Raw genomic sequence first — 15,131 nt, 5'->3', positions numbered from 1 at the left:
GGTCGCTCCAGTTCACCGCGCCAGAATGAACCACGCGATGTTGTCCGCGTTGCCGATCGCCATGCCCGGATAGCGTTTGGCGAACTGGGCGCAGGCCCGGCGACCGTATGCCGCCGGGTGATCCCCGGCGTCGAAGGTGTCCGCGAAATGGGCGCATTCATGAACAATCGTGAGTTGCTGCGAGGAGAGGTTTCCAGCCGATCGCTCCGGAAGCGAGCAGAACGGGAGACTGATGGCGATCGTATGCGTTGCAGTGTCGGGGCGACAGACATGCGCAACCTCGATGTCGACATTCTCCATGTTCGGCAGACATGCTGTTGCCCGGTCGGCATCGGAACCGACACGGACGAAGTTCGTTGGGCCGAGGCGAGCCATCACTCTGGCAAGGGCGTCGAGCCCCGTCGTGAGTTTGCGTCTTGCATTCATGTTTGCCGAGCCGAACCACGCGACGACGCGAGCTTCGGTGGCCGGATTCCATCGCATCAGTTCCCGACGCCGTTGCAGTGTGATCTCGACGGCTTCGTCCCGCAATTCAAGCATCCGTTTCCTGAACGCGGCATCCGTCATGTTCGGGCAGATTGGCGGTTCGTCGAACGATACATCGAGCTGTGGCGACGCATTCATAGGCACGCTCCATAGGGACATCTTTGGGAGTGCCGATGCTAAGTGCCTGAAGCCGACCGATGATGTACCCAATTTCGGTCGGCGGAGCGAACAAAGATTGGGAAGTGTGAACGAGAGATGGGAAAGGCCGCGGTTTTTCGTGGCGCACACGTGTTCTTACGCCTGCTCAACCGACGTGACGATCGGGATTGAAGCAGCTTGGGCGTGCGATATGCGGCCAACGGAACATCGGGAATGACGGCGAGCACGACGCGCCAGCGTTCCTGGCCGGTGTCAATTGATGTGGCCGCGCCTGATGGGATTCGTCCACTGGATTGACTTCGGAGAACGTCGACAATCGTGTCGCTACGACCATTACTGCAACTAACGCACGAGACGCTGCACTGGCCGGTGGCTTCGCCCCTGGCACCGAAAACCTGTACCGCGCGGGCAACCCGCTGGTGCAGGACATCGTCACGCACTGGGGCGAATGGCGCGACGGGGTGCCGCGCCGTTGACGGCCGGACGATCCCGTCGGCGGGTCAATGCACCGATCAACGCACGGTTCAGTGCGATCGCGGTGCGGAACGGAACGGCGTCCAGACGGGCGTGGTGTCGTCCCAATGATCGAGCGGCGAAGGAAGTTGATCGTTCATCACAGACTCCTGCAACTAACTGACTAATCGAGTAGGTGGTATCGCGACGCCGCGCACCGGATCATCCGTTGCGCGGCGTTGCACGTTGACCGGCGTTTAGCGGCCCCCACCGGCGAGCTGGTTGCTTTCCGGCGTCGGGCGATACGGGCCTTGCGCGACTTCGAGGCCCTGCGGATACGAATTCGCCTTGCGCAGCCACGCCAGCGTGCCGTCGCGGCGGGCCTGCACGACTTCCGCGCTGACTTCGGCGCGGGTGCGCGGGCCGTTGGTGTGCTGCGAGTACCACGACGTGTTGCCGTAGTCGCCGGCATGCGGGGTGTTCGTATCGGCGAAGGCCGGTGCGGACACGGCGAGAGCGAGGGCGACGGCGGAGAGAAGATAGCGGCGGTTCATGACGTAACTCCTGTGTTGGTCGGAGTTGGCGCGTGAGCGCTTGCTCCGGTCCCGTCCAGCGGGCTGTTCGATGCGCAACAGGTGCGCGACAGGGTTTACTCTAGGTATCTGTTCCGGCGCGATAAATGCGCCTGACGCGAATTGAATTGTCGTGATGGAGGAACAATCGCAATCCGCGATGCCGGCAGGGTCATCCGAAAATCGCGCGCAGCCGCGTGCAGCGGGCCTCGCGGCGATGCGACGCCGCCCGCGCAACGACACGCGCGAACGATTGCCGCGCGCGACGCAAAGGTGTGATGCGAATCCGGGAACGATGACGGGTACGGCGGGGAGGGCGGCGCGAACGCGACGCCGTAGCAGCACAAAGTGGCGCCCAGGCGGCGCCGAAGCCGCACGAATGCGGCACGGCGCGCGGGCCGGCCAGCCCGCGCGCCGCGATTCAGATGCTTACGCGACCCACTCGTTGATGACCGGCGTATCGAGCGCCGGTGCGCGCTCGGCTTCCTCGAACGTGCGCTTGCTGCACGTCGCATCGAGGCTGCCCTTGCCGCTCAGCAGCGGGCAGCGGTCGAACACTTCGGCGATCCAGTCGACGAACACGCGCACCTTCGGCGACAGGTGCCGGCTATGCGGATACACGACCGAGATCGGCATCGGCAGCGGCTTGATGCCGGGCAGCACTTCCTTGAGCCGGCCTTCGCGCAGGTGCGGCAGCACCATGAACAGCGGCGGCTGGATCAGCCCGAAACCCTCGATGCCGCAGGTCACGTACGCATCCGCATCGTTGACCGACACGATGCCGTTCATCTTGATCTCGGTTTCCTTGCCGTCGATCAGGAACGACCAGTCGATCGTGCGGCCGGTGCGGCTCGAGAAATAGTTGACGGCCTTGTGGTCGTTCAGGTCCTCGATCGTCTGCGGCTCGCCGTGGCGCTCGAGATAGTCGGGCGAGGCCACCGTCACGCCTTCGAACAGGCCGACACGGCGCGCGACGAGCGACGAGTCCTGCAGCGCACCGACGCGGATCACGCAATCGACGCCTTCCTGCAGCAGATCGACCGGGCGATCCGACAGCCCGAGCTGCAGATCGATGTCCGGATAGCGCGTATGGAATTCGCACAGCGACGGAATCACGAGCAGCCGACCGATCGAGCCCGGCATGTCGATACGCAACTTTCCGTGCGGCTTCCGGTTGTTGTTCTGGAAGCTTGCTTCGGTTTCCTCGACATCGGCGAGGATCCGCACGCATCGTTCGTAGTACGCGGCGCCGTCCGGCGTCAGCGACAGCCGGCGCGTGGTCCGGTGCATCAGACGCACGCCGAGGAATGCTTCGAGATTCTGGATGATCGTCGTGACGGACGCCCGCGGCAGGCTGAGCGTTTCTGCTGCCTTGGTGAAGCTGCTTGTATCGACGACGCGAGTAAACACCTGCATGGCCTGAAGCCGGTCCATCACAACCTCCGCAATCTAATGAGCCCGGGAACAAAGAGGCTGCGTCGCTTTGTAGGCGACGCAGCCTGGGATTGTTCGGGGGCGTTGAATTGTGTTGCCGGATTATAGGCATTTATCCGGATGTCTGCCGGACCCAGAATGCGTTCCATCTCGAAATGGATGCTGCATCGTCATGGACGCTTCTGAATTCAGCAAATTCCTGCAAGCCGCATTGCCCGCCGAAGCCAGAGCCGGCGCGGCGCTGACGGTCGCGGAGGTGGAAATCCCCGGCTACGCGCAGGACATCGTGCTGCGCCTGTATCGGCGCACTGACAAGACCGGATTGCCGGTAGTGCTTTATTTCCACGGCGGCGGCTTCGTGCGCGGCACGCTCGAAGACGCGGATTTCGCCGCGCGTTTTTTAGCAGAACGCTTACCAGCGCTCGTAGTGTCGGTCGATTATTCGCTCGCGCCGGCCTTTCCTTTTCCGGCCGCGCCGGAGGATGCGTATCGCGCCGCCGTGTGGGCCGCGACGCGCGCCCGCGCGTTCGGCGGCAATCCGAAGAAGATCGGCGTCGCGGGCCATGACGCGGGCGGGCAGCTCGCGAACTGTCTCGCGTTCATCGCGCGCGATCGCGGTGAGGTGTCGATCGCCGCGCAGGCGCTGTTCGGGCCGATGCTCGATCCGAGCATGACGCGCATCGGCGACGCCGAACGCCTGTCGTCGGACATTACCGCGCGCGAATGCGCGGCCTGTTATCGCGCGTATCTGCCGCAGGCGGCGCAGCGCATGCACCCGTACGCGGCGCCGCTCGAATCGGTGCGCCTCGCGGGCCTGCCGCCGACGCTCGTCGTCACCGCGCAGAACGACGTGCTGCACGTCGAAGCGGAGAAATATGCGGGCTGCCTGATTTCGTCGGGCGTGCTCACGCAGGTGATCCGCTACCCGGACGTCTCGCACGCGGCGCTCGCGACGCATGAAGCCGCGCTGGAGGAAGCCGTGCGCTTCTTCCAGTGCCGCTTCCAGGCGCGCCAGCCGAACCGTTCCGAATAACCAGACCAATCCACGCTTATTGGAGATCCACATGGCCATCCTACGTACCTCTCGTTCCCGAATCGCGACCGCGGCGATCGTGACGCTCGCCGTCGTCGGTCTCGGCACGTTCGGCGCGATGCGCGTGAATGCGAACGCGCCCGAGAAAGCGGCGGCGCCGCTGCCCGAAGTCGACGTCGCGACCGTGGTGCCGCAGACCGTCACCGACTGGCAAAGCTATTCGGGCCGCCTCGAAGCCGTCGAGAAAGTCGACGTGCGCCCGCAGGTGTCGGGCACGATCGTCGCGGTGAACTTCAAGGACGGCGCGCTCGTGAAGAAAGGCGACGTGCTGTTCGTGATCGACCCGCGCCCGTACCAGGCGGACACCGACCGGGCGGCCGCTCAGCTCGCGGCCGCGCAGGCGCGTGACGGCTACGCGCAGAGCGACTGGCAGCGCGCGCAGCGGCTGATCGGCGACAACGCGATCGCCAAGCGCGACTACGACGAGAAGCAGAACGCCGCGCGCGAAGCGCACGCGAACCTGAAGGCCGCCGAAGCCGCGCTGGAAACGGCGCGCATCAATCTCGGCTATACGCGGATCACGGCGCCGGTAGCGGGCCGCGTGTCGCGCGCGGAGATCACGGTCGGCAACGTCGTGTCGGCCGGCGCGTCGGCCGCGCCGCTGACGACGCTGGTATCGGTGTCGCCGATCTACGCGTCGTTCGATGCGGACGAGCAGACCTACCTGCAATACATCAACGGCGCGCGCGACGGCCGCAAGGTGCCGGTCGAGCTCGGCCTGGCGAACGAGACGGGCTACTCGCGCAGCGGCGTGATCGATTCGGTCGACAACCGGCTCGACACGTCATCGGGCACGATCCGCGTGCGCGCGCGCTTCGACAACGCGGACGGCGAACTCGTCCCGGGCCTCTATGCGCGCGTGAAGGTCGGCGGCAGCGCGCCGCACCAGGCGCTGCTCGTCGACGACGCGGCGATCAACACCGACCAGGACAAGAAGTTCGTGTTCGTCGTCGACCAGCAGGGCCGCGTGTTGTACCGCGAAGTGCAGCAGGGCAACCAGCACGGCAACCGGCGCGTGATCGTGAGCGGCTTGTCGGCCGGCGATCGCGTGATCGTGAACGGCACGCAGCGCGTGCGGCCGGGCGAGCAGGTGAAGCCGCACATGGTCCCGATGACGGGCGGCGATGCGCCGTCCGCGCCGCTCGCGAACAACGCGAAGCCGGCCGCACCGGCGAAGGCGGAATCGTAAGCGGCACGCCGCTACGTTTTCCGCGTTCAACCAGACAGAGCAACCCATGAACATCTCAAAATTCTTTATCGACCGGCCGATCTTTGCAGGAGTCCTATCGGTCATCATCCTGCTCGGCGGGGTGATCGCGATGTTCCTGCTGCCGATTTCGGAATATCCGGAAGTCGTGCCGCCTTCCGTGATCGTGAAGGCGCAGTACCCGGGCGCGAACCCGAAGGTGATCGCCGAGACGGTCGCGTCGCCGCTCGAGGAACAGATCAACGGCGTCGAGGACATGCTGTACATGCAGTCGCAGGCGAACAGCGACGGCAACATGACGATCACCGTCACGTTCAAGCTCGGCACCGATCCGGACAAGGCCACGCAGCTCGTGCAGAACCGCGTGAACCAGGCGTTGCCGCGCTTGCCGGAAGACGTGCAGCGGCTCGGCATCACGACGGTGAAGAGCTCGCCGACGCTGACGATGGTGGTCCACCTGATCTCGCCGGACAACCGCTACGACATGACCTACCTGCGCAACTACGCGCTGATCAACGTGAAGGATCGCCTGTCGCGGATCCAGGGCGTCGGCCAGGTGCAGCTGTGGGGTTCGGGCGACTACGCGATGCGCGTGTGGCTCGATCCGCAGAAGGTCGCGCAGCGCGGGCTGTCCGCCGAGGACGTCGTGCAGGCGATCCGCGAGCAGAACGTGCAGGTCGCGGCCGGCGTGATCGGCGCGTCGCCGTCGCTGCCCGGCACGCCGCTGCAGTTGTCGGTGAACGCGCGCGGCCGTCTGCAGACGGAGGACGAATTCGGCGACATCGTCGTGAAGACGACGCCGGATGGCGGCGTCACGCGCCTGCGCGACATCGCGCGGATCGAGCTGGATGCGTCCGAGTACGGGCTGCGCTCGCTGCTCGACAACAAGCCGGCCGTCGCGATGGCGATCAACCAGTCGCCGGGCGCGAACTCGCTGCAGATCTCCGACGAGGTGCGCAAGACGATGGCCGAGCTGAAGCAGGACATGCCGGCCGGCGTCGACTACAAGATCGTCTATGACCCGACGCAGTTCGTGCGCTCGTCGATCAAGGCCGTCGTGCACACGCTGCTCGAGGCGATCGCGCTGGTCGTGATCGTCGTGATCGTGTTCCTGCAGACCTGGCGCGCATCGCTGATTCCGCTGATCGCGGTGCCGGTGTCGATCATCGGCACGTTCTCGCTGCTGCTGGCGTTCGGGTATTCGATCAACGCGTTGTCGTTGTTCGGGATGGTGCTGGCGATCGGGATCGTGGTCGACGATGCGATCGTGGTGGTCGAGAACGTCGAGCGCAACATCGAAAGCGGGATGAACGCGCGGCAGGCGACCTACAAGGCGATGCAGGAAGTGAGCGGGCCGATCATCGCGATCGCGCTGACGCTCGTCGCCGTGTTCGTGCCGCTCGCGTTCATGTCGGGCCTGACCGGCCAGTTCTACAAGCAGTTCGCGATGACCATCGCGATCTCGACGGTGATCTCGGCGTTCAATTCGTTGACGCTGTCGCCGGCGCTGTCCGCGATCCTGCTGAAGGGGCATGGCGACAAGGAAGACTGGCTCACGCGCGTGATGAACCGCGTGCTCGGCGGCTTCTTCCGCGGGTTCAACAAGGTGTTCCATCGCGGCGCGGAGAACTACGGCCGCGGCGTGCGCGGCGTGCTGTCGCGCAAGACGCTGATGCTCGGCGTGTACCTCGTGCTGGTGGGCGCGACCGTGCTCGTGTCGAAGGTCGTGCCGGGCGGCTTCGTGCCCGCGCAGGACAAGGAATACCTGATCGCGTTCGCGCAACTGCCGAACGGCGCATCGCTCGACCGCACCGAGAAGGTGATTCGCGACATGGGCTCGATCGCGCTGAAGCAGCCGGGCGTCGAGAGCGCGGTCGCGTTCCCGGGGTTGTCGGTGAACGGCTTCACCAACAGCTCGAGCGCGGGCATCGTGTTCGTCACGCTGAAGCCGTTCTCGGAACGGCATGGCAAGGCGCTGTCGGCCGGCGCGATCGCGGGTGCGCTGAACCAGCAGTACAGCGCGATGAAGGACTCGTTCGTCGCCGTGTTCCCGCCGCCGCCGGTGCTCGGCCTCGGTACGCTCGGCGGGTTCAAGATGCAGATCGAGGATCGCGGTGCGGTCGGCTATGCGCGGCTCGCGGATGCGACCAACGATTTCATCAAGCGCGCGCAGCAGGCGCCTGAACTCGGCCCGCTGTTCACGAGCTACCAGATCAACGTGCCGCAGCTCAACGTCGATCTCGACCGCGTGAAGGCGAAGCAGCTCGGCGTGCCGGTCACCGACGTGTTCAACACGATGCAGGTGTATCTCGGCTCGCTGTACGTGAACGACTTCAACCGCTTCGGGCGCGTGTACCAGGTGCGCGTGCAGGCCGATGCGCCGTTCCGTCAGCGTCCGGACGACATCCTGCAGTTGAAGACCCGCAACGACCGTGGCGAGATGGTGCCGCTGTCGTCGCTCGTCACGGTGACGCCGACGTTCGGCCCGGAAATGGTCGTGCGCTACAACGGCTACACGGCGGCCGACATCAACGGCGGCCCGGCGCCGGGCTTCTCGTCGGGGCAGGCGCAGGCCGCGATCGAGCGCATCGCGCATGAGACGCTGCCGCGCGGCGTGCGGTTCGAATGGACCGACCTCACGTACCAGCAGATTCTTGCGGGCGATTCGGCGATGTATGTGTTCCCGATCAGCGTGCTGCTCGTGTTCCTCGTGCTCGCGGCGCTGTACGAAAGCCTGACGCTGCCGCTCGCGGTGATCCTGATCGTGCCGATGAGCATTCTGTCGGCGCTGACGGGCGTGTGGCTCACGCAGGGCGACAACAACATCTTCACGCAGATCGGCTTGATGGTGCTGGTGGGGCTGTCGGCGAAGAACGCGATCCTGATCGTCGAATTCGCGCGCGAACTCGAGCATGACGGCAGGACGCCGCTCGAGGCCGCGATCGAGGCGAGCCGGCTGCGGCTGCGTCCGATCCTGATGACGTCGATCGCTTTCATCATGGGCGTCGTGCCGCTCGTCACGTCGACGGGCGCGGGCTCGGAGATGCGGCACGCGATGGGTGTCGCGGTGTTCTTCGGGATGCTCGGCGTGACGCTGTTCGGGCTGATGCTCACGCCGGTGTTCTATGTCGTGCTGCGCACGCTCGCGGGCGGCAAGATTCACGTCGCGGGCAAGGACTCGACGGGCTACGGCGTGCCGCCGTCGGGTGCGTCGGCGACCGATGCTTGAGGATAGGAAGATGGACAACATGCACAACTCGAATGGCCTGATGCGTTTCGCGAAGGTGGCGGCCGCGAGCACCCTGCTCGCGACGCTGCTCGCCGCGTGCGCGGTGGGGCCCGACTACAAGCGCCCGGACGTGTCGACGCCCGCGGCGTTCAAGGAAGCGCCGACGCTCACGGCCGGCGAGCAGGCCGGCACGTGGAAGACCGCCGAACCGGCGGACGGCGAGCATCGCGGCGAATGGTGGAAGGCGTTCGGCGATCCGGTGCTCGACGCGCTCGAGTCGCAGGCGCTCGCCGCGAACCAGAACCTGAAGGCCGCGGCGGCGCGCGTCGAGGAAGCGCGCGCGGCGACCCGCACCGCGCGTTCGCAATGGTTCCCGCAGATCGGCGCCGGTTTCGGGCCGACGCGCGAAGGGCTGTCGTCGGCGTCGCAGTTCCAGCCGCAGGGCACCGGCCCGACCAACGCGACGCTGTGGCGTGCGCAGGGCACGGTGTCCTACGAGGCCGACCTGTTCGGTCGCGTGGGCCGCAACGTCGAGGCGTCGCGTGCCGACCAGGCGCAGAGCGAAGCGCTGTTCCGTTCGGTGCAGCTCGCGCTGCAGGCGGACGTCGCGCAGAACTACTTCGAACTGCGCCAGCTCGACTCGGACCAGGACCTGTACCGCCGCACCGTCGAACTGCGCGATCAGGCGCTGAAGCTCGTGCAGCGTCGCTTCAACGAAGGCGACATCAGCGAGCTCGACGTGTCGCGCGCGAAGAACGAACTGGCGAGCGCGCAGGCCGATGCGGTCGGCGTCGCGCGCCGGCGGGCGGCGTCCGAGCATGCGCTCGCGATCCTGCTCGGCAAGGCGCCCGCGGACTTCGCGTTCAAGGAAACGCCGATCGTGCCGGTCGCGGTGAAAATTCCGCCGGGCCTGCCGTCCGCGCTGCTCGAACGCCGGCCGGACGTGTCGGCGGCCGAACGCGCGATGGCGGCGGCGAACGCGCGGATCGGTCTCGCGAAGTCGGCGTACTTCCCGAAGCTCGATATCACGGGCGCGTTCGGCTATGAGGCGTCGACGCTGGGCAATCTGTTCCTGTGGTCGAGCCGCACGTTCCTGCTCGGACCGTTCGCCGGCACCGCGCTGACGCTGCCGCTGTTCGACGGCGGGCGGCGGGCGGCCGGCGTGCAGCAGGCGCGCGCGCAGTACGACGAACAGGTCGCGAACTACCGGCAGCAGGTGCTCGTCGCGTTCCGCGAGGTCGAGGACAATCTCGCCGATCTGCGTTTGCTCGACGACCAGATCCGCGCGCAGGATGCGGCCGTCAATGCGTCGCGTCGCGCGGCGACGCTGTCGCGCACGCAATACCAGGAAGGCGAGGTCGCGTATCTCGACGTGATCGACAGCGAGCGGTCGGTGCTGCAGTCGCAATTGCAGGCGAACCAGCTGACGGGTGCGCAGGCGGTGTCGACCGTCAACCTGATCCGTGCGTTGGGTGGCGGGTGGGGGAATGCGCCGGCGCCGACGGCGGTGGGCGAGGCGGCGACGGGGACGCAGGAAGTCGCTGTGCGGTGAGACTCACACGCATCGAAGTCGTGGCTTGATCGAAGGGGAAACCGGTCCGTGGTAACGCGGATCGGTTTTTTTATGCGCGTTACCGAGGCTCCGGCCGCACATCCGGCCGCTCGGCGAGCACCACCGCGTAGCGGCAGACGGCATCGGCGATGCGATGCGAGACGACCGCATCGTTTCGTTTTGATGGAGAAGGGAAGACCGGGCGGCACGCATGCCGCCCGCGCGCGTTACGCTGCGATGAAGTCGTGCACGTAACGGTTGAACGCCGCGGGGTTCGCCGCGTTCATGCCGTGCGATGCGCCGGCGACGGTCTGCCGTTGCGCATTGCCGATCCACTGCGACAGCGTGTCGACGTTGTTGCGGAACATCTTCGGGCTGCGCTGGCCGTCGATGAGCAGCGTGCGGCATGCGACATCCGACGCGGCGTGCGCCGAATACGCGGGCAGCGGATCGCGCAGCTGCTTCGGCAGCGTGCTCGCGTTGTCGATCGCCATCGTGCGAAAGCGCGACGTGCTCTTCTTCCATGCGCCGGGCAGACTCACCGAATCGACGAACATTTCGAGGCCGGCTTCGGTGTCGCCTCGATCGATCAGGTCCACGGCCTGCGTGCGCAGCGCGATCGCGGCGGCCGGCAGCGCGGCTTCGCGCACGCCCGGCTGTTGCAGCGGGCCGCCCGGATCGGCGAGCGTGAGCGTGTCGACGAGATGCGGATGTTGGCGCGCGACGTTGAACGCGACGCTGCCGCCGCGCGAGTGGCCGACGAGATGCACGGGGCCGAGATCGAGCGCGTCGATGAATTCGGCGAGCTCGTCGACGTGGTTCTGCCAGCTGAAGTCGCCTTGAATGCCTGCCTCGACGGCCGGCCAGTAGTGGCTGAGGCTCGGCGCGATGCAGCGGTAGTGGGACGACAGCGATGCGAGTTGCGGATCCCAGTAACGATAGTCGCACAACGATCCGTGTACGAAGACCATCGGCGCGCCGCTGCCCCGCTCGACATACGGCAGGCTGATGCCCGACGAAAGCGTCGCAAATTGCAGGTCGGGGTTCGCGAGCACGGACGGCTCGATTCGCATGTTCATGACTAAAAGACTCAAAGGTGCGTCAACTCGACGCAACTATGCATCATGGCGAGCTGCAAGGAAAACGCATAATTTTCATCGCGACGATCAATTTTATTGATGGTTCGGCCGAAAACCCTTGTCGCAGCGTGGTCGCCATGTCGAAGCCTTCAATCGTCTGACGGTTTGTTTGGGAATCGAAAGCATGTGCGAGCGCCTGCGCACGCGCGCATCGCAGCGGGAAAAGAGGGGAAAAAGGCCGCCGGACGCGGCCTGTGCGTCAGCGCGCCGCCGGTGCGGGCGCGCCTTGAAGCTCGACGGGCAGGTCGTTGTCGGCGGCGAACTGCATCGCGAAGTCGAATGCGTCGGCGCACACGTCGCGCAATTCGTCCGACACGAACAGGCATTTGACGCCGCCGTTGACGACCGGCATCGCGAGCCGCGACAGCGCGCACGGATAGCCGGGCCGCCGCTCGCCGACGAACAGCGTGATGACGCCCGCGAGCCGCTCGGGCCAGTCGCTCGGGCGGAAGGTTTTCTGTGCGCGGGTGACGCCGCGGATCAGGTGGCCGCGGGGCGGGCCCGTGACGCGGCCGTGGGCGGCGATATCGATGCGATCCATGCTGTTGTGCGTATCCTCGTTCGCGTCATTCGCCGCCGTCGGCCGCCGCGTCGCCGCGCGCGGGAATCCGCAGGTTGCGCAGCTTGTGATAAAGCGTTTTCTTCGGCATGCCGAGCGCTTCGCTTGCGTCCGCAACGTTGCCGTTGTGACGCCGCAGCATGTCCTCGATCAGCATCCGCTCGAAATACGCGAGCTGTTCGGCGAGCGTGCCGCCCGCCGTGGCCGCGCCGCCGGACGACAGCAGGCTGTCGCCGGTCAGGCCGAGTACGAAGCGATCGGCGACGTTCTGCAGTTCGCGTACGTTGCCGGGCCATGCATGCGTCATCAGTTCGGATACCTGCGCGGCGGTGACGACCGGTGCCGGCTGCCCGAAGCGCCGCGCGGCCGCGAGCACGAAATGCTCGAACAGCAGCGGCACGTCCTCGCGCCGTTCGCGCAGCGGCGGCAGCTCGATCTGCGCGACGTTCAGGCGATACAGCAAGTCCGCGCGGAAGCGTCCGTCGGTCGCGAGTTCCGCGAGATCGGCCTTCGACGCGGCGATCACGCGGCAGTCGACCGGAATCAGCTCGTTCGCGCCGAGCCGCTCGACCACGCGCTCCTGCAGCACGCGCAGCATCTTGATCTGCAGCGGAATCGGCATCGTCTCGATCTCGTCGAGGAACAGCGTGCCGCCGTGCGCCCATTCGATCTTGCCGATGCGCTTCTTGATCGCGCCGGTGAACGCGCCGGCTTCATGCCCGAACAGCTCGCTCTCGAAGATCTGCTCGGGCAGGCCGCCGCAGTTCAGCGCGACGAAATGCGCATCGCGCCGTCCGCCGAAGTCGTGCAGGCTGCGCGCGATCAGCTCCTTGCCGGTGCCCGTCTCGCCGGTGATCAGTACGGACACCGACGTATCGGCGAGGCGCAGGATCTTCTTGCGCACGTCGGCCATCGCGGGCGACTTGCCGAGCACGAACGCCTCGATGCCGTGCCAGTTGTTCAGCGCCGCGCGCAAGCCCTGCACCTCGAGCGTGAGGCGCCGCTTCTCGACCGCGCGCGCGACGCGCCCGGCGATCACGTCCGACGAAAACGGCTTCTCGATGAAGTCGTACGCGCCGTCCTGCATCGCGCCGACAGCCGTCGAAATGTCGGCGTGGCCGCTGATCAGCACGACCGGAATCTGCGCATCGACGGCCATCACGCGTGCGAGCAGCTGCAGCCCGTCGATGCCCGGCATCCGCACGTCCGACACGATCACGACGGGGGCGCCGGGCGCGACGTGCGCGAGCGCGTCGGCCGCCGACGCGAAGGCATCGACCGGGAACCCGGCGAGCGCGACCGCCTGCTCGACGCCGATCCGGACGTTTTCATCGTCCTCGACGACCAGCACCCGAATCTCATCTTCCATGCTCTGTCCTTTGTTGCGGCGTTGCCGCCGCGAATTCGATGGTGAACTGCGCGCCGCCTGCGTCGCGGTTCGTCGCGGCGATCTTCGCGCCGAACGCCTCGACGATGCGCGACGTGATCGCGAGGCCGAGCCCGAGGCCCTGGCCGCGCGGCTTGGTGGTGACGAACGGCTCGAACAGGTGCGGCAGCACCTCGGGCGCGATGCCCGCACCGCTGTCGGCGACCGTGACGCGCACGCGGCCGTCGTCGTCCGGCCCGGCGGCGTCGATGACGATGCGGCGCACCGGCGCGTCGTGCACCGCGTCGAGCGCGTTGCCGAGCAGGTTCACGATCACCTGCTGCAACTGGCTCGATTCGGCGGACACGGCCGTGCCGGGCGCGATGTTCACGTCGAGCTGCACGCCTTCGTCGCGGATCCGCGCATCGTAGATGAGCCGCGCATGCGCGACGGCCTCGTTCAGCGACACGGCGACGCGCTCGACGTCGGGCTTGCGCGCGAAGGTCTTCAGCTCGCCGGTGAGCACGGCCATGCTGTCGACGAGCTTGCCGATCCGTTCGAGATTGGCATACGCCGGCGCCGGCTGGCCGCGCTCGAAGAACGTGCGCGCGTTGTCGCACAGCGTGCGGATCGCGACGAGCGGCTGGTTCAGCTCGTGCGTGAGGCCCGCGGCCATCTGCCCGAGCACGGCGAGCTTGCCCGCGTGTACCACTTCCTGCTGCGAATCGCGCAGCCGCTGTTCGGTGCGCTCGCGCTCGACGATCTCGCGCTGCATCTGTTCGTTCGCGGCCGTCAGCGCGGCCGTGCGCTGCGCGACCGTCTGCTCCAGCCGGTCGTTCGCGCGGCGCAGCGCATCCTGCGCGCTCAGCCGCGCGGCGATCGCCCGGCGCCGCTGGATCGCATAGCCGGCGAGCAGCGCGGCGATCAGGAACGCGCCGGTGACGAACACGAACGCGGTCTGCTGCTGGCGGCGCGCGCCGGCGATATCGAGCAGCACCATCAGCGAATCGCCGGCTTGCGGCGCGGGGCGCGACATCACGAGATAGCGCGTGTTGCGGCCGGCGTGGTGCGGGTCGGGAAACGTGCCGAACCACGCGGCCGTGCTGCGATCGCCGATGCGGCGGTACGGCAGCGCGTCGACCGTGCGGCCCGCGTACTGGCGCGACGCCTGGATGTCGCGCTGCTGCTGCGCGGTGATCGGGCGCAGCGCGGTGAATTTCCACGCCGGTTCGGTCGAGATCACGACCACGCCGTTGCTGTCGACCACCATCGCGGCGACGCCCGGCGCGCGCCACGCGGATTCGAGCGAGTCGACGCTGATCTTCACCGCGGCCGCGCCGATCGGCACGCCGTCGTCGCGCACCGCGCTCGCGAAGTAGACGCCCGGCACGCCGGTGTTGGTGCCGATCCCGAAGAAGCGGCCGCTGCCGTGCGCGAGGGCATCCTTGAAGTACGGCCGGTACGACACGTTCGTGCCGACGAAGCTGATCGTCTCGTTCCAGTTGCTGGCGGCGATCACTTCGCCCTGCAGGTCGATCACGTCGACCGCGCCGCTGCCCGCGTCGCGGTTCACGGCTTCGAGGTAGGTGTCGACGGTGCGCACGAGCGGGGGCGCATCGTGCGGCGCGGCCTTCAGCATCGCGCGCACGCTGTCCTGGCGCGCGACGAGGCCCGGCAGGATCTCGAAGCGGCCGAGTTCGCTCTTCAGGCTCGACGCATACAGGTCGAGCCGGTGCGCGCCGGTTTCCTCGAGCGCGTCGATCGCGCGTTCCCACGCGAAATCGACGGCCGCGCCCGTCACGCCGACATACAGCACGGCGGCCGACGCCCAGCCCCACCACGGGATTCCCTTGAAGCTCTTCTGCACGTTCGTCCTCATCGA

Annotated in this window: 11 protein-coding genes and 1 pseudogene; 5 read left to right on the top strand and 7 right to left on the bottom strand. The window is 66.9% G+C overall.

Going from position 1 to position 15,131, the window contains the following annotated elements; genetic code table 11:
• Window positions 1–12: 12 nt before the first annotated feature.
• Window positions 13–624, bottom strand: coding sequence for a M35 family metallo-endopeptidase (locus DCN14_RS13155; protein WP_240327217.1), 612 nt, complete (start codon window positions 622–624; stop codon window positions 13–15).
• 389 nt (window positions 625–1,013) lie between these two features.
• On the opposite strand from DCN14_RS13155, the pseudogene DCN14_RS13150 reads away from it, so the two are divergent.
• A pseudogene (locus tag DCN14_RS13150) lies at window positions 1,014–1,121 on the top strand (purine nucleoside permease); the annotation flags it as partial.
• Window positions 1,122–1,355: 234 nt separating this feature from the next.
• Here DCN14_RS13150 and DCN14_RS13145 read toward each other — a convergent pair.
• Both DCN14_RS13145 and ceoR read right to left on the bottom strand, forming a co-directional pair.
• Window positions 1,356–1,652 (bottom strand): DUF4148 domain-containing protein, encoded by a 297-nt coding sequence (locus DCN14_RS13145; RefSeq protein WP_096506599.1) that lies wholly within the window; start codon window positions 1,650–1,652, stop codon window positions 1,356–1,358.
• A gap of 447 nt (window positions 1,653–2,099) precedes the next feature.
• Complete coding sequence (ceoR, locus tag DCN14_RS13140) at window positions 2,100–3,104, bottom strand: putative multidrug efflux transcriptional regulator CeoR (protein WP_096506600.1); 1,005 nt, start codon at window positions 3,102–3,104, stop codon at window positions 2,100–2,102.
• 172 nt (window positions 3,105–3,276) lie between these two features.
• On the opposite strand from ceoR, the gene DCN14_RS13135 reads away from it, so the two are divergent.
• The 4 genes from DCN14_RS13135 to opcM are packed head-to-tail and all read left to right on the top strand — an operon-like array spanning window position 3,277 to window position 10,185.
• Complete coding sequence (locus DCN14_RS13135; protein ID WP_096506601.1) at window positions 3,277–4,137, top strand: alpha/beta hydrolase; 861 nt, start codon at window positions 3,277–3,279, stop codon at window positions 4,135–4,137.
• Window positions 4,138–4,168: 31 nt separating this feature from the next.
• On the top strand, window positions 4,169–5,386 hold the full coding sequence (gene ceoA, locus DCN14_RS13130; protein WP_096506602.1) for a multidrug efflux RND transporter periplasmic adaptor subunit CeoA: 1,218 nt from the start codon (window positions 4,169–4,171) through the stop codon (window positions 5,384–5,386).
• Between the two features lie 46 nt (window positions 5,387–5,432).
• Window positions 5,433–8,633: a multidrug efflux RND transporter permease subunit CeoB gene (gene ceoB / locus DCN14_RS13125; protein WP_096506603.1), complete on the top strand. Its 3,201-nt coding sequence runs from the start codon at window positions 5,433–5,435 to the stop codon at window positions 8,631–8,633.
• A 10-nt stretch (window positions 8,634–8,643) separates the two neighbouring features.
• Window positions 8,644–10,185 (top strand): multidrug efflux transporter outer membrane subunit OpcM, encoded by a 1,542-nt coding sequence (opcM, locus tag DCN14_RS13120; RefSeq protein ID WP_096506604.1) that lies wholly within the window; start codon window positions 8,644–8,646, stop codon window positions 10,183–10,185.
• Window positions 10,186–10,412: 227 nt separating this feature from the next.
• Here opcM and DCN14_RS13115 read toward each other — a convergent pair whose 3' ends face one another.
• From DCN14_RS13115 to DCN14_RS13100, 4 genes are all read right to left on the bottom strand, one after another.
• Window positions 10,413–11,264: an alpha/beta hydrolase gene (locus DCN14_RS13115; RefSeq protein ID WP_096506605.1), complete on the bottom strand. Its 852-nt coding sequence runs from the start codon at window positions 11,262–11,264 to the stop codon at window positions 10,413–10,415.
• A 259-nt stretch (window positions 11,265–11,523) separates the two neighbouring features.
• The gene (locus DCN14_RS13110; protein ID WP_096506606.1) at window positions 11,524–11,865 is read right to left on the bottom strand and encodes a DUF3579 domain-containing protein; all 342 of its coding nucleotides are present in this window, start codon (window positions 11,863–11,865) and stop codon (window positions 11,524–11,526) included.
• Between the two features lie 25 nt (window positions 11,866–11,890).
• On the bottom strand, window positions 11,891–13,252 hold the full coding sequence (locus tag DCN14_RS13105) for a sigma-54 dependent transcriptional regulator (protein WP_096506607.1): 1,362 nt from the start codon (window positions 13,250–13,252) through the stop codon (window positions 11,891–11,893).
• Window positions 13,242–15,128 carry an ATP-binding protein gene (locus DCN14_RS13100; RefSeq protein WP_096506608.1) on the bottom strand — a complete coding sequence of 629 codons (1,887 nt, stop codon included), beginning with the start codon at window positions 15,126–15,128 and terminating at the stop codon, window positions 13,242–13,244. Before DCN14_RS13100 ends, DCN14_RS13105 begins: the two co-directional genes overlap by 11 nt.
• Window positions 15,129–15,131: the final 3 nt, after the last annotated feature.

The sequence above is a fragment of the Burkholderia sp. IDO3 genome (assembly GCF_003366075.1).
In the GTDB taxonomy this organism is placed as follows: Bacteria; Pseudomonadota; Gammaproteobacteria; order Burkholderiales; family Burkholderiaceae; genus Burkholderia; species Burkholderia anthina.
The sequence above is the reverse complement of the archived record's forward strand: the minus strand, read 5'-3'. Positions and strand labels throughout refer to the sequence as shown.